Below are 17,912 nucleotides of genomic sequence, written 5' to 3' on the forward strand. Positions count from 1 at the left end.
CCAGATGTCACAGACCTCACAAGGCACCAAAGATTCCGTCGCCCTCAACCAATGGTATGCGGTCGCCACGCTCACCGATTTGGACCGGATGGAGGAGACAAAGCTCTTGGGTCATCCGATCACTATCGGTCCGGGGAAATCCGTGATGCATAATGGTAAACCCCTGCCCATTCGGGAGAAATTCGAGTGTCTTTGGACCACGCTCGGCGCACCAAATACTGAGATTTTCGAAATCGAAGAGCGGTTTGAGCCCGAGCGGCGGGTTGTCACCTGTGGCTGGGTGACCATGCGGGCCTCTGGCCTGCGTGTGGTCGAAAATTTCCTCGACATGGCGCATTTTCCCTTTGTCCACACCGACATTTTGGGCTCTGAACCGCACGCCGAGGTGCCCGTTTACAAATCCGAAATCCGCCGCAATGTGGACGAGGTCTGGGCCACCAATTGCACCTTTTTTCAACCGCAAATGACCACAGCCCGCCCGGAGGGCGAATTCGCCCAACTGACCTACCGGGTGCCCAGTCCCTTTGTCGTCATGCTCTACCGCGAAGCACCAGATCAACCCGCCCACCGCGATGCCATTGCCCTGTTCATCCATCCAATCGAAGAGGGGCTATGTCGGGCGCAACCGGTGATGTATCTGCTCGACCAGACCTCCAGCCATACCCAGCTTTTGCGCTTTGAACAGGTGATTTTCCTGCAAGACCGGATCATCGTCGAAAACCAACGCCCGCTGTTGTTGCCACTTGAGGCGCGCAGCGAAATCCCGACCCGCGCCGACAGTTCCTCGGTCGCCTATCGCCGCTGGTTGAAGGAAAAGGGGATTACCTTTGGCACGACCACGCCGGAGGCCGCATGAGGGTCAGCCACCCCCGCACATTGGCCGAGGCCGAGGCCCTGATTGCCACAGGCGCGCAGGCCGTGGTCGGCGGCACGGGGCATCAGTTTCGCTGGTCCCAAGGACAGACACGGCCCGATCACCTCGTCAACATAGGCCCACTTTTACCAAATGGGATCAATGGCTTGACCATCGGCGCGGGCACCTCCCTTGAGGACATCCGCCGCGCCGGATTGCCGCTTTTATCACAGGCGTGCAGGGATGTCGGCGCACCCAATATTCGTCGTCTCGCAACGCTGGGCGGCAATATCGGTTTTGGTGCGGGCTGTCTCATTCCGGCGCTTTTGGCACTGGATGCCGAACTGAACACCACACGCGGCCCACGTCCTTTGCGCGACCATCTGCGCGACCCAAAAGGCCTCATCCTCTCCATGACCCTCCGCCCGCTGGAGCGCTCAATTTGGCGCAAAATCGGACTGCGCGCCGCGTTCACGCCCGCAATGATCGTCAGCGCCGGAACACTCGCCTCGCAGGACGGTCGGATCACCGATCTGCGCCTCTCGGTAGGGGGCGGTATCGTCGCGCCGCAGCGGCTTACAGAGGTCGAAACATGGCTCATCGGGCAGGTTTTGACAAAGGTTGACATGGCCGATCTTGAGACGCGGGTTTTCGCGGCCATCGACGCGCCATCTTGTGCCTTTCGCAGTGCGGGCTACCGCAAACGTGTCGCCGCCAAAGTGATCTCTCATGGCCTGCTCGGGCCAGGCCTCAAAACCCATTGCCCCAAAACCCTCCGCCCCAGCCCAACCCCGCCCCTGGCTCTCGCCGCACTCTCGCGGCAGGGCGGCGGCGACCGCTGGCACACCCGCCCGGACATGCCCGCAAAGGTGCGTGGCGCCCTGCCCTATCTGACCGATGTGCGCGCGCCCGGCATGTTGGTCGGGCGTATCCTGCGCGCCGCTCACCCTCATGCCGAAATCCTGCGCATTGACACGCGCCAGGCCGAGGCACTGCCGGGGGTGCATGCCGTGGTCACCCATCGCGACATCACCGGGCTCAACGGCTTTGGCATCGTCTTCCAAGACCAGCCCGCGCTCTGTGCCGACAAAGTGCGTTACACCGGTGATCCGGTCGCCGCCGTCGCCGCGATTGATGCGCAAGTGGCTGAGGCGGCGCTGGCGCTGATCGAAGTCGAGTATGCGCCTTTACCCGATGTCACCGACCCGGAGATGGCATTGATGCCCGGTGCCGCGCGTGTGCATGACAGTGGCAATCTTGTCAGTGAGATCGCCCATGCCAAGGGCGATCTCACTGACGGCTGGGCCAAGGCCGTGCATGTGGTCGAAGACACCTACGTCACCCCGCGCCAGATGCACGGGTTTATGGAAACCGAAGGTGGCTGGGCCGCACCGGATGGGCCTCAGCACAACGGAATCTTAGTCTGTGCCGGGGGCCAGCATGGTGCCCGCGATCGGTTGCAACTGTCGCGCATTCTCGACCTCCCCGAGGACAAAATCCGCGTGATTTCTTCGCCCACGGGCGGAGCGTTTGGGGGCAAGGACGAATTGACGGTCCAACCCATTTTGGCACTTTTGGCGCGCAAATCCGGCCGCGCCGTGCGGCTACACCTCAGCCGCGCTGAAAGTGTTCAGGCCGGGATCAAGCGCAATCCGATGCGCATTCGGATGAAAACCGGCTGTGACGCAACGGGGCGTTTGGTGGCGCAAGAGGTCGATGTCGTCGCCGATTGCGGTGCCTATGCGTCGTTGTCGCCCGGCGTTTTAGAAACCGCGATGGAACATGCCGCCGGACCTTATGTGATTGAAAACATTCAAACACGCGGGCGGCTCGCCTATACCAACAATGGCACATGCGGCGCGTTTCGTGGCTTTGGTGCCAATCAGATGAGCTATGCGATTGAATGTCAGATGGACCGTCTGGCGGCAAAAGCGAGGCTTGATCCGGTGGCGATCCGCAGGCTGAACATGCGTGTGCCTGGCAGTCCCGGTTTTCTGAGCCAAAGAGTTGCGCCCTCTGAGCGCCTGCTTGAAATGCTCGACGCCGCCTCAAGCTCGCCGCTTTGGAGTGCCCGAGAGACCAATCCCGACGAGATCATCGGCACCGGCATGGCGCTGAATTATCAGGGCAACGGACTTGGCACTTTGCCCGAGGATGAGGCGGAATTTGCGCTGCGTTTGAAGGGCGGAAAAATCGAAGTGCTCTGTGGTCTCGATGAGATGGGTCAGGGCCTAATCGCCTCGCTTCATGCCGAACTTTCCACGCGTTTGGGCGTGGCCCGCGATGACAGTCGTGGGGTGTTTGGCGACACCGGAACCGCCCCCGACAGCGGTTCGACCACCGCCTCGCGCGGCGGCTATGTGGTCTGGCGCGGGATCAAGGAGACGGCACCGGCGTTTGAGACCGAACTCCTGTCGCAGGCAGGTGCCAAACTTGGCCTACCCCCTGCGGAACTGCGACTTGTCCCCGGCGGGATTGGCGCGCGCGGGGCCAATACACCCACGCCGCTGTTGCGGTTTGACGCCATGGCCGATAGCGCCACCTTCACCACGCAGTTCTCTTTTCCAAAGTCGGATTACACCAAAGGCAACGCCCGCCTGATTTTCGCTTTTGCCACGACATTGACGCGTGTGGCCGTGAACCGGATCAGCGGGCAGGTCCGCGTGCTTGATCTTGAGATGCATACCGCCGCCGGACCCGTGATCGACATGGCGTCCTATTTGGGCCAGATGGAGGGCGGGTTGATCCAAGGCCTGGGCTTCACCTTGACCGAGGATATGCTGATGCAGGATGGCCGCCCGGTGACCGCAAATTTTGACAGCTATATGATGCCAACGGTGCGCGATGTGCCCAACACCATGCGGATCACCGCTCTTGAAGATCTTGACCCCGGTGACCCCTATGGCCCGCGCGGAGCGGGGGAGTTGGGCATTGGTGCGGTGACGCCCGCGATTGCCAATGCGGTGTTTGATGCAATTGGACGCTGGCCGGTGGTGGCGCCGTTTGCCCCAGAGAGCCTTTTGGATGTGATCGCATCCTTTGAGGCGGAGGCCCAAACATGATCGGGTTTACACTCAATGGTCAGACCGCCGAGATCGCCCCGGATGAGAGCCTGTTGTCGACCCTGCGCGAAAGGTTAGGCCAGACCGGCACCAAACAGGCCTGCGAAATTGGCCGCTGCGGGGCTTGTACCGTTTTGCTCGAGGGTCACGCGATCAACGCCTGTTTGCTGATGGGATGGCAGGTGGCGGGCAAAGCCGTGACCACCATCGAGGCGCTGGAAACGCTGGCCGAGGGCCGGGCTTTGGTGCGCGCAATGGAGGAGGAAAACGGCTTTCAATGCGGCTATTGTGCGCCCGGCGTGATGATGAGCCTCGTTGGGCTGTTCACCCTCTCGCCCGATGCCACGGACGAGATGATCTGCACCGCCCTTGAGGGCAACCTGTGCCGCTGCACCGGCTATCACTCGATTTTGCGCGGGGCGTTTCGCGCCCGTACGCTTATAAAGGACAGGATATGACATTCACCTTGACCCCACATGCGCCCAAAACCGACGGTGCCCTGGCGTTTTTGGCCCGGCCCGCGCAACCGATTTGGATCGGCGGGGAATGGCAGATATTGCCCGATCAGTTTGACAGCCATGATCCCGCCACGGGCGGGCTTTTGACCCGCCTTTCCCGAGCAGGCGCAACTGAGGCCGATGCGGCGGTGGCGTCGGCGCATGAGGCGCTTGTCTCCCCCGCATGGCGCGGGATGCTGCCCGCCACGCGTCAGGCCTTGCTGTGGAACATCGCCGATCTGATCGAGGCCCACGCCGATGAATTGGCCGAATTGGAAAGCCTTGATCAGGGCAAAACATTCGCCACCGCGCGGTTCGGCGAACTCCCCGGTGCCATCGCGCAGTTTCGCTATTACGCCGGGTTTGCGACCAAATTGACCGGTGAGAGCATCACGCCTTCAATCGGTTACGCCCCTGCGGGCAAACAGGTCATGGCCTATACCCGGCGCGAACCTGTCGGCGTTGTGGCCGCGATCACGCCATGGAATTCGCCCCTTTTGATGGCGGCAATGAAACTGGCGCCTGCGCTTTGCGCGGGCTGCACCGTGATTTTGAAACCGGCCGAGGAAACATCACTGACCGCGATCCGGCTCTGTAAATTGATCGAAGAGGCGGGGATGCCCAAGGGCGTGGTCAACCTGTTGACTGGCTTTGGACATGAGGTCGGAGAGGCCTTGGCCACACATGCGGGTGTCGCCAAAGTGGCCTTTACCGGATCGACCGAAATCGGACGGCATTTGTTGGGCTCGGCCAAGGGCAACCTCAAAAAACTGACACTCGAACTCGGGGGCAAATCCCCGGCGATTGTGATGGCGGATGCCGATCTTGATCTGGCGGTGCCGGGTGTAGCGCGCGGGATTTTTGCCAATTCGGGACAGGTCTGTGTGGCCGGGTCTCGCATCTATGTTCAGCGCGCACTCTATGATCAATTTGCCGAACGGCTGGTGCAGGCCGCACTTGCGCTGCGCCTTGGGCACGGGTTGGCACCGGACAGCGATCTTGGCCCGCTCATCAACGCCACACATGCCGCGCGGGTCGCGGGGATTGTCGACCAAGGTCGCGCCGAGGGGGCCGAAATTTTGACCGGAGGCGGGCAAATCGACGAAGCACCCGCGTTTTTTCAACCAACGATCCTGACTGGCGTGCGCCCCGACATGGCCTTGATGCGGGATGAGATTTTCGGCCCGGTGACGGCACTCACCCCATTTGACACGCCAGAGGAGGCCTTGGGCCTCGCCAATGACAGCGAATACGGCTTGGCGGCCTCGGTCTGGACCGAAAACCTCAGCCACGCGCACAAACTGGCGGCGGCAATCCATGCGGGCACGGTCTGGGTCAATTGCCATAGCTATTTTTCACCGGAACTGCCGAAAGGCGGGATCAAGGCCTCGGGTTGGGGCGTGGAAAACAGCGCGCAAGGCTTGGACAATTACCTGGAGAATAAAACCGTCTGCATGGTGATTTAGGGCCGCAAGATACGGCTTGGAGCCAAAAGTCGCCGCTTTGCAGATAAGAAAATGGCCCGCAGCACCGCTTGAAAACTACCCGACCCGCGCCACGGCGGGCTTGGCCAATTGCCATTTGATCCGGGCAAAGCCCATTTGCACCGCCAAACCGACAAACACATAGGCCAGGTCAAAGATCCACGGATCATAGATCAGCGCCGCTTTGATCGACTGGCCGAGGATCGACAAAACCGTGCCAAGCGCAAAACAGCCAAGACCAAACCGCCCCATCAATTGGATCGGCCAAACCCAACGGCTGGCAGAGAGGTGTGTCACCCAATTTTGCGTCGAGAGGAAATATACCAGTGCCAACACATGGATCAGACGCGGGGCGGCAAGAAAGGTTTTGTCGAAATTGGTGATGTAAAATGGCGCCCCAAGGCTGCGCAAAACGCCCAACCCGCTGCTGCCAACCTCACGGATCGCGTCGATTTTCATCCAGCCCAGAATGAGCACCAAGATCGTCAGTGACAGCCATTTGGCCCAGGCCACATTTGGCACCAACCGCTGACCCGCCTTCAACCGCATCCCACAGGCAAGCCCGATGGCAAAGAGGAATTGCCACGCGAACGGGTTGAAAAACCAACCGCCGGGATTGGGATAGGCGGGCACGTTGAGGCGGGTTTCACCGGTGAAAATCCAAAGCGCGAATGACCCGCCCAGCATGATCCAGATATTGCGTTGCCCGACCAGGATCATCACCGGCGTCATCAGCAACAAGGCCGCATACATCGGCAAAATGTTCAGATAGCCGAACTGATGGCCCAATGTGGCGATCCCAATCGTCGCTTGCACCGGGGCTTTCATCCACGGGCCAACGTTGTTGACCTTCCACATCTTGTCGGCGCCGAACCAATAGGCCGCGCCCAGCATGATCGCCAAAGAGATCACGGAAATCACCAGATGCACGGAGTAAAGCGTCCAGGCCCGGCCCCAACATTTCGCCACAGCCCGCCACAACGGCAAACGCACAAAGGCCAAAGGATAAGCCAGCCCCGCCGCCATCCCGGACATGAAAACGAACCCTTCGGCCGCATCCGAGAAGCCGAAATTGCGATTGGTAAGGACCTCAAGCGGGTTGCCGGGCACATGGTTGATGAAAATCATCACCAAGGCGAGCCCCCGGAAAAAGTCGAGCCTGGGGTCTCGTGCATTCGGGCCACGAGAGGATACGGGCACGCCAATCGGTGCGGAGGAGGACGGTTTGGTATGGGACATATCAGGCAGGGATTTCAGCCACTTGGGCATTGGGCACGACGACACTTGGGGAAGTGTCATCCCAAAGCGCGACAATCCGGCGATGATCGGTGATGACCTGCGGCAGGGCGGTTTCTTCCGGCGTCAGAAACACCGGCGGGTGAGAGGGCTTTGATGTCATCCAGATCACCAAAGGCGCCACCACCAAGGGTACGCCAATCGGCAAAACCCAAAGCATCAGGTTGGGGGCGAAACTATGGGTGAGTGCCATCACCACGATGCCCCACAGTTGAATCCACCACCCGGCGGCATAGGCCTCGGGAAATGTCAGCCGCCCGTCACCACGTGTCTGCGCTGGCCAACCGCCATCGCGCCCCATCACCACCTGCATCACCGCCCGGGTTTGCCACATCAACATGATCGGCGCGTTGATCGAGGATTGGATGAGCTCGGTTATCATGCTGCGCAGGGCCGTGACTGTACCGCCAAACTCCGCCACCCGCCCACGCGCGATGGCATCGAGTAGGATCAACACTTTGGGAAAAACCAAAAGGCCAAAGACACCCACCGCAACCCCCACCGCTTTCGAGGTTTGATCAGAGGGAAACACCGGAAACAATTGGAACGGTTCAGGAAAGAAATCCGGTTCAGGCGCGGTCGCAGTGGCGTAGAGGTTGGAGGCCAGAAACATCACCCAAAACAGCGGCGCGACGTAGCTGAGGATGCCTTGGAAAAACACGAACCGCGACCAGCCCTTGAGGCCCGGCGCAGAAATCACCCGGATATGTTGTAAATTGCCCTGACACCAGCGCCGATCGCGTTTGGCGAAATCAATCATGTTTTCGGGGCCTTCCTCAAAAGACCCCGCCAAATCTGGATCAAGTCGCACCCCCCATCCGGCGCGCGCCAAAAGCGCCGCTTCGACGTAATCGTGGCTGAGGATATGACCGCCAAAGGGCGGCGGGCCGGAGAGTTCGGGCAGCGCACAGCTTTCCGCAAAGGCCCGCACCCGCACCATGGCGTTGTGGCCCCAAAACGGGCCCGTGACGCCTTGCATCGCGGCCTGACCCTGGGCAAAGACCGGCGAATAGAACCCGGCGGAAAATTGCATGGCACGGCCAAAGCGCGAGCGCGCGCCGGTGATGCGCGGCAGGGTTTGCAACAGACCAAGCTCGGGGGCCGCCTGCATCCGGCGCACCATTTCAACAATGGTTTCGCCTTCCATCAAACTGTCGGCATCCAAGATCAGCGCGAAATCATATTGCCCGCCCGAGGTCTCAAAAAAGTCCTGAATATTACCCGCTTTGCGGCCAATATTGCGCGCCCGTCTACGGTAGAAAAACCGGGGGGCTTTCCCTAAGGCGACCCGCGCGTCTTGGCCGCGGTCAGACCAAAGATGCACGAACCACCGCTCTTCTTCGGGCCCCACTCGGTCATTTTGCGTATCAGACAGGATAGCAAAATCAAATTGTTCGGCCACACCAAGCCGGGTGAGCGAGACGTCCATCGCCGCCACGCGGGCAAAAACCACCGCAGGATCTTCGTTATAGACGGGCATCAAAATCGCGGTGCGGGTCGTAAGCGGCGTGTTCAGATATGCGGGGGGGTTTCGGGCCGAAATAAGCCCCTCCACCGATTGCATCGCGCCCCAAGCCAGCCAAAATGTCGTGATAAACACAAGCGCAGCCCGCACACCATCGACCATCTGATAGCCGTCCGCCGCGCCGAATTGCAAAAACAATGCCGCCGCGCCGATCCCAAGGCCAACACTGATCAGCAACGCCAAAGCACGCGCAGAACGCGCGCCGCTGGGGGACGTCGATTGGCTCATTGGTTATCTGCCACGCGCAGTGCGACCGATACCGGAGGCGAAAACCCCGATGAGGCGCGACAAAAACGGTGTCTGTGCCACGGCCTCCGCAAGGGGCCGTTCGATCACCTGCCGGGGCATCGCCAAAGGCGCATGAGGCAGACGCGCCGCACGCAAAATCTCCGCGTGACGCGTACCGATGGCCCGCGCGTGTGCGTCCTGCGCCGCATCAGAAAGAGACCCTTGCATCATCATGTGCGTACCCATTGATAAATCCATGTTTCCGTCAGTTTCCGTCCAAAGCCCGCGACATGGGCGACAAGTTCAACCAGCCGCTCATTGCCGCCATCGACATCAATCACCAAACGCCAGCGCGTGGTGTTTTCAATTTTGGAGAGGGCGATATGTTGGATTTTGCCGCCAGACAGGGTCACGACCGGCTCCATCTCAGCATCCGCAGGCAGCCCCGCCATCAACCCACCGTCAAAATCAATCACAAATTTGCGCAACGAGGCTTTCGCGCCCGAGACGCCAGACGTGCCGCCTTGGCCCGCCAAAGTGTTGACAATCCATGCGCGGTCCCCGTCGCGGTCGGTGCCAAGCGCCCCCCACCGCAGACGATACACATATTCACGCGTCTCGCCCGCTTTCGGCTTCTCAGACGGCACCCAGAAGCTGACGATGTTGTCATTGCCTTCCAGATCGGACGGGATTTCCACCAAACGGATAGCGCCCGGGCCCCAATCGCCCTGCGGTTCGATCAACACAGAGGGGCGGTCCTGATAATGCGCCCCGGCGTCTTGGTAATCCTCAAACGCCCGGTCGCGTTGGATCAGACCGAAGGATTTGAGGTTCGGTTCGCTCAGATACGAGCTTGCCAGACGCGGCGGGTTGTTGAGCGGACGCCAGAGCACATCGCCGTCGCGACGCACCACCATCAGGGCGTTGCTGTCATGGACTTGCGGGCGATAATCGTCAAAGGCGTCGCTATTCTTTTCGTCGAACAAGAACATCGAGGTCAGCGCGGCCACGCCCAATTGTTCCACATCGCGGCGGAAATGCAGCTTGGCGGTGACATCAATCACCGTTTCCTCGCCCGGACGGATAACAAACCGATACGCGCCGGTGCAGGACGGGCTTTCGAGGGCTGCGTAAAATACCACGGTGTCCTGGCCGACGGCAGGACGTTCGAGCCAAAACTCAGTGAAGCGCGGGAATTCTTCTTCGCCGCTCAACCCGGTGTTGATGGCAAGCCCCCGCGCCGACAGGCCATAGCTGCTGTCACGCGCCAAAGCGCGGAAATAGGAGGCGCCAACAAAGGCCACCAATTCGTCGAACTTATCAGCGCGATTGAGCGGCGAGTTCAACCGAAAGCCAGCCACACCGGGCAAGGCGACATGGGGCGACACGCGCGCGGCCAAGTCTTCATAATAGAGGAAATCGTCAGTGGAAAACGCCATCGGCACCTGCATACCGTCCACGACCTCATGGACCGTCACCGTGTCTTTGTACAACCAACCGGGATGAAAAGCGTGAACCTGAAACAACACGCCCTCATCGCGCCAGCGGGCACGCAAGGGGTTGAACTGGATCTTACGGTAGTCGTCGTAATCGAGGTCCGTGATCACTTCGGCCGCGGCAACAGGGGCCTGATAGTCAGACTGCGCCGCCTCAGACATCCGCGCATCGAGCCAGTCAAACGAAAACGGCTGAGGGCCGATCGGTTCGGCCACAGGTTCGGGCATGACCTCCGGCACAGGCGTGCTGACGGCTGGTGCATCCACCGTTGGGTCCACGTCTTGTGCCCAAGCAGTGCGCGCCAAGGCGACGGCGGCCACAGACCCCGACAGCGTGGCAAGAACGGAACGACGGGACAGGCCCGCATCAGAAGAGAGTGACTTTACTGACATTGCGCAAACATTGAACCGAACTGGCTTCCCGACTTGGTTTCTCGACTCTGGTTTCCCAGACTCACATCATCCCTGCATGCGACTCACTCGCATGACAGTTCCGTGACATCCGTCAAATATGTTTAGTTTCGCTGCACCGCCACATAAATCTGTAGAACCGTTTGAGAACTGGCGATTTTTCGCGAGTTTGTCAGGGGCGAAATCGGGGTTTTTCGCCGGTTTCGCGGAAAAACAAGGTTGCTTTCGCCTAAAGCGGCCTTTTATTCCCTCTCTGCGCGAAACCCCGCGCATTGCACCCGCCGAACGCGCAGATTGTCCCCCTATTGAACACCCCGCTATTGAGCATCAAAGCCCCAGGAGATCACGGCGGGGGCTGTGCCGCTTTTCAACACTTGCACGACAGGGTAGACTGATCCGATGACCGCACCCGCCTTTCCTCATATCCCTGACCTTGACGGGATGATGGCTTGTCCCGCCTGTGACGCTTTGCTGGTGGACCGCACTGTCTCGGTCGGAGCCACGGCCTCTTGCCCGCGCTGTCATACGGTGATCGAAGCGCCGCGACCCTTGGCGATGACCCGCATCATCATGCTGGCTCTGGCAGCGCTGATCCTGATGATTGCGGCGGTGTTTTTCCCCTTTCTCGAATTGGGTGCGGCGGGCATGGTCCGGCGCAGTTCTTTGTTGGACACGGTGATGGCCTATGCCACCGGATTGACCGCGCCGCTGACGCTGGCCATGGCTGCTTTGATTGTGGTTTTGCCCGTGACCCGGTTTTTGACACTGCTTTATGTGTTGGGGCCGATGGCCTTTGGCTGGCATCCGGCACGCCATGCGGTTCATGCGTTTCGAGTGACCGAAGCGTTGCGGCCCTGGGCGATGGCAGAGGTGTTTATCGTTGGCGTTGCGGTGGCATTGGTAAAAGTCGCAGGGCTGGCGCATGTCTCGCTGGGCCCGGCATTTTGGGCCTTTGTGGCGCTGGTCATCGTGACCGTGCTGAAAGATAATTTTATGAGTAGAGTGACCGTTTGGAAAACCTTAGAAGCGCGCCGCCGATCCTGACAGCCCGTGATGCGGGTCTGATCGGCTGCACCCATTGTGGCAAGGTGGACCGACCCGGCGTGGTGCGATGTGCCCGCTGTGGCGCCCGTCTGCGCCCGCGCGATGTCGATGGTTTGCAAAAGGTCTGGGCCTGGCTCATCGCCGGAATGGTCATCTATATACCGGCCAATCTCTACCCGATGCTTTCCACCGTAAGTCTTGGGAAAACCACGGAAAACACCATTCTCGGCGGGGTGATCGAACTGATGCACCACGGCTCCTACGGCGTGGCGGGTATCGTGTTCTTCGCCTCCATCGTGATCCCGATCGCCAAGTTCATTGCGATTATTTACCTTGGCCTGTCGGTGACACGCAAAGTACGCATGCCGATGCATCGCCGTCACACCCTGTTTGAAATTGTTGAATTTATTGGACGCTGGTCGATGATTGATGTGTTTGTGGTTGCGATCCTTTCTTCGCTGGTGCGGTTGGATTTTGCTGCCACCATCACGCCGGGGATTGCGGCGGTCAGCTTTGCACTTTCCGTTGCCTTCACTATGATGGCCGCCTTGAGTTTTGATGAGCGTCTGATTTGGGACGCGCGTAACGAGGACGCAGAATGAGGGCAATGCCATGAGCGATGTGCAGCCAACAGAAATGGTGGTCGAAGGTCCGAAACGCTCGGCATGGCGCAACCTGTCCTATGTCTGGTTGGTGCCTTTGGCGGCCTTGGCCGTGACGCTTTTCATTGCCTGGCAAAGCTGGGCCGACCGGGGTCAACGCATTGAAATCCGGTTTGAAAACGCAGCCGGCATCACCGCAAATGAAACTGCTCTGCGCTACCGCGATGTCACCATCGGCCTGGTCGAAGACGTGGCCTTTTCCGCCGATCTGACCTCTGTCGTGATCGGCGCGCGCATTGATCGGACGGTGGCGGAGTCCTTGCCCGCCGATGCCGAATTCTGGGTCGTGCGCCCCGAAGTCTCCGCCAGCGGCATTTCCGGCCTCTCCACCGTGCTTTCGGGCGCCTATATTCAGGCCGCCTTCGACCCCGCCCCCGGCGCAGGTGCCACCAAATTTGTCGGACGCGATGACACGCCCTTGGTCTTGCCCGGTATGAAAGGTACAAAAATCACCCTGCGCACGGCGTCTGGATCACAACTCACCCCCGGCGCGCCGATTTTTCACAAAGGCATCGAAGTCGGCAAAATCGAAAGCCCGCGCCTGCTCGACAATGGCTCGGGCGTGATGGTCGACGCCTTTATTAACGCGCCCTATGACACACGCCTCACCTCCGCCACGCGGTTTTGGCAAACCTCTGGCTTCTCAATCAATTTTGGCCCAAGCGGCCTTAATCTTTCGGTTGACTCGGTCGCCAGTCTTGTGCGTGGCGGGCTGGCCTTTGACACGGTGTTTTCCGGCGGCGGCCCGGTGCGACCCGGGCAGGTTTTTGATCTGTTCGAGGGCGAAGAACAGGCGCGCGACAGTGTGTTCAGCGAGACCATCGACAATGCTGTCGATTTGACGGTCGAGTTTGATGAATCCGTCAGCGGCCTGTCCGCAGGCTCACCCGTGCTGTATCGCGGCGTGCGCATTGGTGCGGTCTCTGATCTTGGTGCATTTATCGAAGACATGCCGGATGGCCCAAGCGTGAAGTTGCGCGCGATGATTTCAATTGATCCGCAACGCTTGGGCTTAGATGCCGATGCCCCCGCCGCAGAAACCATCGCGTTTTTCGCCAATGCCGTCAAAGGCGGGCTGCGTGCACGGCTGGCGTCGCAAAGCCTGTTCAGCACCTCGCTGGTGATCGAACTCGCGAATATCCCGGATGCAAGCCCGGCGATTCTTGGGATTTTCTCCGAATCCGCGCCACTGTTGCCCTCCGTGCCCTCCGATTTGCCGGATGTGGGCGCGACCGCAGAGGGGTTGTTGAAACGGGTCAATGACCTGCCGGTCGAAGAGCTGTTGGATCAAACCATCGCCACGCTTGCAGCCGTCGAAAGCCTTGCGGGCGACGAAACCCTGCGCGCGGCACCTGATGCATTTGTCGCGCTGTTGGATGACGCGCGCGGGTTGCTTGGCAGCCCGGACACGCAAGCGCTCCCCGCCGAGTTGAAAGTCGCCATTTCCGAGTTGCGCGCAGTGTCCGAAGAGTTGCGGCAAGCGGATGCGGTGGGCAAACTCGTGGCCGCCTTGGACGCCGCCGAAGAGGCCGCGACATCGGTCACAGACGTGGCCGCCGACATCGAAGGCGCCACGGCGGAGTTGCCGCAACTGGTGGCCGATTTGCAAAAATTGACCAACAAGGCCAATTCGCTTGAAGTCGAACAATTCCTCGCCTCTGCCGGGGCGTTTTTGGACGGGGCGGATCGGTTGATCAACACGCCGGACGCCCGCGCCCTGCCCGCAAGCCTGACCGCCGCTTTGGATGAAGCTCGCAGCGCCTTGGCCGAATTGCGCGCCGGTGGCGTGGTTGAAAACACCAACGCCACGCTGTCGTCCGCCCGCGATGCCGCATCGGCGATTGAACAGGCGGCGCAGAGCCTGCCGGAACTGTCCGCCCGGATCGAAACCCTCGTGGCCGAGGCCGAAAAGACCCTTGCGGGCTATGGCAGCCAATCCAGTTTCAACCGCGAAACGCTCTCGTCCCTGCGCGAAGTGCGCGCGGCGGCACAAGCGCTGAGCAAGCTCGCCCGCGCCATTGAACGCAACCCCAATTCCCTCTTGTTTGGACGGTGACCGATATGTTTCGTTTTCTCCCGCTTGCCCTTTTGCTTTTGGCCGCCTGTGGCGGCACCGATCCACGCTATTTGATCGACACGGCCCCGGCAGAGACCGCAGCGCCGGTGCGGTTGCGCGTTGCAACCCTTGAGGTGCGCGAAGTGTCGCTCCCGGCCTATGCCGAGGAATCGCAAATCCTTTTGGAGGGCGGTGACGGCGCGTTGACCCCGGTCAAAGGCGCGGCTTGGGCGGATGAGCCTGTGCGCGCTGTGACGCTTTTGCTGGCCGATACCATTGGCCGCGCTGGGTCGGCCACAGTGGCGGCGGAACCTTGGCCTTTGGCCACCCCGGCGCAGGCGGCAGTCGAAGTGCGTGTCTCGGAAATGGTGGCGCGGGCTTCGGGCCAGTTTGACCTCAAAGGCCAGTTCGCGATTTCATCCTATGATCATATCGTGCGCGAACGGATCGTGCGGTTTGACATCGCCGTCCCGCTTGGCGACACCTCGCCCGCGGGCATTGCCGCCGCCTCTGGCCTTGCTATGCGTCAACTGGCGCAAAAGATCACGCAAGAGCTGTCTCGCTGACCCACGATCCGGGGCATAGGCCTGACTGGAATGAGATGATGCCTTTGGGTTTGACCCCCAAATGCTCGCCCCCTCCCTTGGTCGAACGCTGAATGCGTTCTCGCATTGCAAAACGTGCATCAATGCACTGATTGTTAAGATGCTCCCCTCATGGTGTTCCCAAACGCCATACAATTCAAGGGGATCGAGATGATTCGCGCTCAGCTGTCAAAACTATCAGTCCGAATCTACGCCATCGTCGTGATTGCCGTTGTTCTGATCGCAGTACTTACACAAATTCTATTGAATCTCGCCTACAACTCCGCGCTCGCCATGCGTGAACAACACCTAAGTGATGTTGTAGATACCGCCATCGCGACCCTTATCGAGATCGACGATCAGGCAAAAGCCGGCGCTCTCACACATGAGCAAGCCATCGCCCTTGGTCAGGAGACCATGATGAAGATGCGCTATGGCGAAAGCGGCTACTTCTTTGTCTTGAATAACCAAAACATCATGATCGCCCATCCGATCAAGCCAGAGCTGAACGGCACCGATCAGACCGACATCAAAGACACCCACGGCACCTACATTTTCCAGGAAATGATCGAAATTGCCACCACCAAAGGCCGCGGTGCGTTGACGTATTACTTCGACAAACCGGACGGCAGCGGCGACGATGAAAAAATCAGTTTTGTGCGCGAATACGAACCTTGGGGTTGGATCGTTGGCACGGGCTCTTACATGTCTGACATCAATGATGATCTTACTGACATGAGAACCATCGGCCATAGCGTTCTGGCGGCAGCGCTCATCGCGCTCGGGCTCACCTCCGCTCTCCTTGTCCGAAGTGTCACGCACCCTCTTGACGCCTTGAAGGCACGTATGTCTGCCATGTCCCAAGGCGACACCCACACTGAAGTGCCGATGACCAACAACAAAAGTGAAATTGGCGAAATGGCCCGCGTCCTTGAAATCTTTAGGGTAGCCCTTGTTGAGCGTGCAGAACTTGCACAGGCTCAAATCGAAAAAGACGCCGCCATGGTGCGCGAACGGGAAGACGCCGCGGAGCGAGAACATCAGGCCAAACTCCGTGAAGCCGCCGTTGAGGAAAGCCGTCGCAAAGAACAAGAAAAGGCCCGCCAGGAAAAAGAGGCGGAGCGTGCCGAAGCCGAAGCCGAACGCGAACGAAACCTCAGAAATCAACAGCGCGTCGTATCAACGCTTGCGGCGGGCCTCGGCGCCATGTCACGCGGCGATTTGACCGTGCGTATCAACGAAGACTTTCCGCCTGAATATGTAAAACTGCGCACCGACTTCAATGATGCCGTTGAAAAAATCAGCCGCTTGGCCAGCACCATCGTTGAAGGGGCCGCCACCATCATTGGTGAAACCGACAACCTCAACAGCGCCGCGATAGATCTGAGCCGTCGCACGGAAACTCAAGCCGCCTCCCTTGAAGAAACCGCGGCAGCGATCACCGAACTTGCCGCTTCTGTAGACAGCTCAGCCCGCAGTGCAAAAGATGCTGCCGGCACGGTTGGCCAAACCAAAGACCGCTCAACGGCAGGGCGCCATGTTGTCCAGCGGACCGTCAAAGCCATGAACGACATTGCAGAAAGCTCAACCCAGATTTCCAAGATCACCAGCGTCATTGATGACATTGCATTCCAAACCAATCTCTTGGCCCTGAACGCCGGCGTCGAAGCCGCGCGAGCTGGCGATTCGGGCAGGGGCTTTGCCGTCGTTGCCTCCGAAGTGAGGGCCCTGGCACAACGCAGCTCCGAGGCGGCAAACGAGATTGCGAAACTGATCGAAACATCGGGGCGTCAAGTCGACGAGGGTGTGCAACTCGTGAATGCATCTGGGGATGCGCTCGCCGAGATTGAGACCCTTGTGGCAAGCTTGGACGGCCTTGTTCAGACCATTTCGACCTCTGCTTCTGAACAATCTGTCGGTCTCGCGGAAATATCAACAGCCGTCAGCCAACTGGATCAGGTGACACAACACAACGCGGCCATGTTCGAAGAGACCACCGCGGCCTTGCAATCCCTGAAAGCTCAAGCCACCGCCCTCGAGCGTGACAGCTCTGTGCTCAAAACGACAAATGAAGATGAAGAGGTGAGACTGGTCTCTTAAATGTCTCTCACGGCTGAGACTTGCACCAAACGCGCCTCCCCGCATGTCTCATCAGACATGCGGGAATTTGCTTTGCTGGAACATATAGCCCGAATTGGTCAAATTTCTGAGCGCATGGTGGCATCAATGGAGGTTTGCCGCCGGATGAAACAAATCCAGTTAAGCGAGTCGATCATCGAGTGGCGCATTCCAATGCCGCGCCGCAGCGTTTTGGCCCGACACTCGACGGCTGCGTCTATATGGGCGCTCAACGTCCCAAACAGCGAACGTGAGCAAGCAATTTCAAGATTTCACTCTGCTGCAGAGATCGAAACTAACAATCTGTAAAGTCATGACATTTCAGATTTGTAAATTTAATTTACACAAAGTGACGTACATTCGTGAAGTGATTTACAAATAAATCTATTTAATGCAGCAAGTTACGGGCATTTTCACATCAAACTCTGTAAAGCTGATCTGGAGGAAGGACTCTGCCTTGCGCAGGGTCACGTCAAGAATACGAGAACTGGGAGGCGACATGTCCGAAGACACCACCACAATGACCGTTCCTTCCGAGGCATTTGCTTCGAAGGCACATATTTCCGCAGAAAAATACACCGACATGTACGCGCGCT

14 protein-coding genes are annotated in these 17,912 nt (G+C 59.4%); 10 read left to right on the top strand and 4 right to left on the bottom strand.

All coding sequences use genetic code 11. The annotated features are described in order from the left end of the window. Window positions 1–4: 4 nt before the first annotated feature. Genes B30_RS19675 through B30_RS19690 form a run of 4 tightly spaced genes read left to right on the top strand, consistent with a single transcriptional unit; the run spans window position 5 to window position 5,878 of the window. Window positions 5–856: a phenylpropionate dioxygenase gene (locus B30_RS19675; RefSeq protein WP_009573988.1), complete on the top strand. Its 852-nt coding sequence runs from the start codon at window positions 5–7 to the stop codon at window positions 854–856. Continuing rightward, window positions 853–3,915, top strand: a complete 3,063-nt coding sequence (locus B30_RS19680) for a molybdopterin cofactor-binding domain-containing protein (RefSeq protein ID WP_009573989.1) — start codon at window positions 853–855, stop codon at window positions 3,913–3,915. The genes B30_RS19675 and B30_RS19680 overlap by 4 nt, the downstream gene beginning before the upstream one ends. After that, window positions 3,912–4,373, top strand: coding sequence for a (2Fe-2S)-binding protein (locus B30_RS19685; protein WP_009573990.1), 462 nt, complete (start codon window positions 3,912–3,914; stop codon window positions 4,371–4,373). Before B30_RS19680 ends, B30_RS19685 begins: the two co-directional genes overlap by 4 nt. Beyond that, on the top strand, window positions 4,370–5,878 hold the full coding sequence (locus B30_RS19690; RefSeq protein ID WP_009573991.1) for an aldehyde dehydrogenase family protein: 1,509 nt from the start codon (window positions 4,370–4,372) through the stop codon (window positions 5,876–5,878). Before B30_RS19685 ends, B30_RS19690 begins: the two co-directional genes overlap by 4 nt. 75 nt (window positions 5,879–5,953) lie before the next feature. On the opposite strand, the gene B30_RS19695 is transcribed toward B30_RS19690, so the two are convergent. The 4 genes from B30_RS19695 to B30_RS19710 are packed head-to-tail and all read right to left on the bottom strand — an operon-like array spanning window position 5,954 to window position 10,834. After that, window positions 5,954–7,165: an OpgC family protein gene (locus B30_RS19695; protein ID WP_157789846.1), complete on the bottom strand. Its 1,212-nt coding sequence runs from the start codon at window positions 7,163–7,165 to the stop codon at window positions 5,954–5,956. Then, a complete protein-coding gene (gene mdoH, locus B30_RS19700) occupies window positions 7,137–8,945 on the bottom strand; it encodes a glucans biosynthesis glucosyltransferase MdoH (RefSeq protein ID WP_009573993.1) in 1,809 nt (602 codons plus the stop codon). Before mdoH ends, B30_RS19695 begins: the two co-directional genes overlap by 29 nt. 3 nt (window positions 8,946–8,948) lie before the next feature. Further along, window positions 8,949–9,191, bottom strand: a complete 243-nt coding sequence (locus B30_RS19705; protein WP_152002920.1) for a hypothetical protein — start codon at window positions 9,189–9,191, stop codon at window positions 8,949–8,951. Further along, complete coding sequence (locus B30_RS19710) at window positions 9,176–10,834, bottom strand: glucan biosynthesis protein (RefSeq protein WP_009573995.1); 1,659 nt, start codon at window positions 10,832–10,834, stop codon at window positions 9,176–9,178. The genes B30_RS19705 and B30_RS19710 overlap by 16 nt, the downstream gene beginning before the upstream one ends. Before the next feature lie 417 nt (window positions 10,835–11,251). Here B30_RS19710 and B30_RS19715 point away from each other — a divergent pair, with 417 nt between their 5' ends. The 6 genes from B30_RS19715 (at window position 11,252) to B30_RS19740 (ending at window position 17,625) form a co-directional block, all read left to right on the top strand. Next, entirely contained in the window at window positions 11,252–11,896 is a 645-nt protein-coding gene (locus B30_RS19715; RefSeq protein ID WP_009573996.1) for a paraquat-inducible protein A, read from the top strand. Next, the gene (locus B30_RS19720; protein WP_009573997.1) at window positions 11,863–12,498 is read left to right on the top strand and encodes a paraquat-inducible protein A; all 636 of its coding nucleotides are present in this window, start codon (window positions 11,863–11,865) and stop codon (window positions 12,496–12,498) included. Before B30_RS19715 ends, B30_RS19720 begins: the two co-directional genes overlap by 34 nt. 10 nt (window positions 12,499–12,508) lie before the next feature. After that, on the top strand, window positions 12,509–14,614 hold the full coding sequence (locus B30_RS19725; protein ID WP_009573998.1) for an MlaD family protein: 2,106 nt from the start codon (window positions 12,509–12,511) through the stop codon (window positions 14,612–14,614). 5 nt (window positions 14,615–14,619) lie between these two features. Next, on the top strand, window positions 14,620–15,180 hold the full coding sequence (locus tag B30_RS19730; protein WP_009573999.1) for a PqiC family protein: 561 nt from the start codon (window positions 14,620–14,622) through the stop codon (window positions 15,178–15,180). Window positions 15,181–15,330: 150 nt separating this feature from the next. Next, window positions 15,331–17,298, top strand: a complete 1,968-nt coding sequence (locus tag B30_RS19735; RefSeq protein ID WP_009574000.1) for a methyl-accepting chemotaxis protein — start codon at window positions 15,331–15,333, stop codon at window positions 17,296–17,298. Beyond that, a complete protein-coding gene (locus B30_RS19740) occupies window positions 17,299–17,625 on the top strand; it encodes a hypothetical protein (RefSeq protein ID WP_009574001.1) in 327 nt (108 codons plus the stop codon). The last annotated feature ends 287 nt before the right edge of the window (window positions 17,626–17,912 follow it).

The organism is Celeribacter baekdonensis B30 (assembly GCF_000299875.1).
GTDB lineage: Bacteria > Pseudomonadota > Alphaproteobacteria > Rhodobacterales > Rhodobacteraceae > Celeribacter > Celeribacter baekdonensis_A.

Bases quoted from the DNA above. Each gene is read 5' to 3' on its own strand.
- B30_RS19710 (WP_009573995.1), bottom strand. From the start codon at position 10,834: ATGTCAGTAAAGTCACTCTCTTCTGATGCGGGCCTGTCCCGTCGTTCC.
- B30_RS19685 (WP_009573990.1), top strand. From the start codon at position 3,912: ATGATCGGGTTTACACTCAATGGTCAGACCGCCGAGATCGCCCCGGAT.
- mdoH (WP_009573993.1), bottom strand. From the start codon at position 8,945: ATGAGCCAATCGACGTCCCCCAGCGGCGCGCGTTCTGCGCGTGCTTTG.
- B30_RS19730 (WP_009573999.1), top strand. From the start codon at position 14,620: ATGTTTCGTTTTCTCCCGCTTGCCCTTTTGCTTTTGGCCGCCTGTGGC.
- B30_RS19740 (WP_009574001.1), top strand. From the start codon at position 17,299: ATGTCTCTCACGGCTGAGACTTGCACCAAACGCGCCTCCCCGCATGTC.
- B30_RS19695 (WP_157789846.1), bottom strand. From the start codon at position 7,165: ATGCCCAAGTGGCTGAAATCCCTGCCTGATATGTCCCATACCAAACCG.
- B30_RS19690 (WP_009573991.1), top strand. From the start codon at position 4,370: ATGACATTCACCTTGACCCCACATGCGCCCAAAACCGACGGTGCCCTG.
- B30_RS19705 (WP_152002920.1), bottom strand. From the start codon at position 9,191: ATGGGTACGCACATGATGATGCAAGGGTCTCTTTCTGATGCGGCGCAG.
- B30_RS19715 (WP_009573996.1), top strand. From the start codon at position 11,252: ATGACCGCACCCGCCTTTCCTCATATCCCTGACCTTGACGGGATGATG.
- B30_RS19680 (WP_009573989.1), top strand. From the start codon at position 853: ATGAGGGTCAGCCACCCCCGCACATTGGCCGAGGCCGAGGCCCTGATT.
- B30_RS19675 (WP_009573988.1), top strand. From the start codon at position 5: ATGTCACAGACCTCACAAGGCACCAAAGATTCCGTCGCCCTCAACCAA.
- B30_RS19735 (WP_009574000.1), top strand. From the start codon at position 15,331: ATGGTGTTCCCAAACGCCATACAATTCAAGGGGATCGAGATGATTCGC.
- B30_RS19725 (WP_009573998.1), top strand. From the start codon at position 12,509: ATGAGCGATGTGCAGCCAACAGAAATGGTGGTCGAAGGTCCGAAACGC.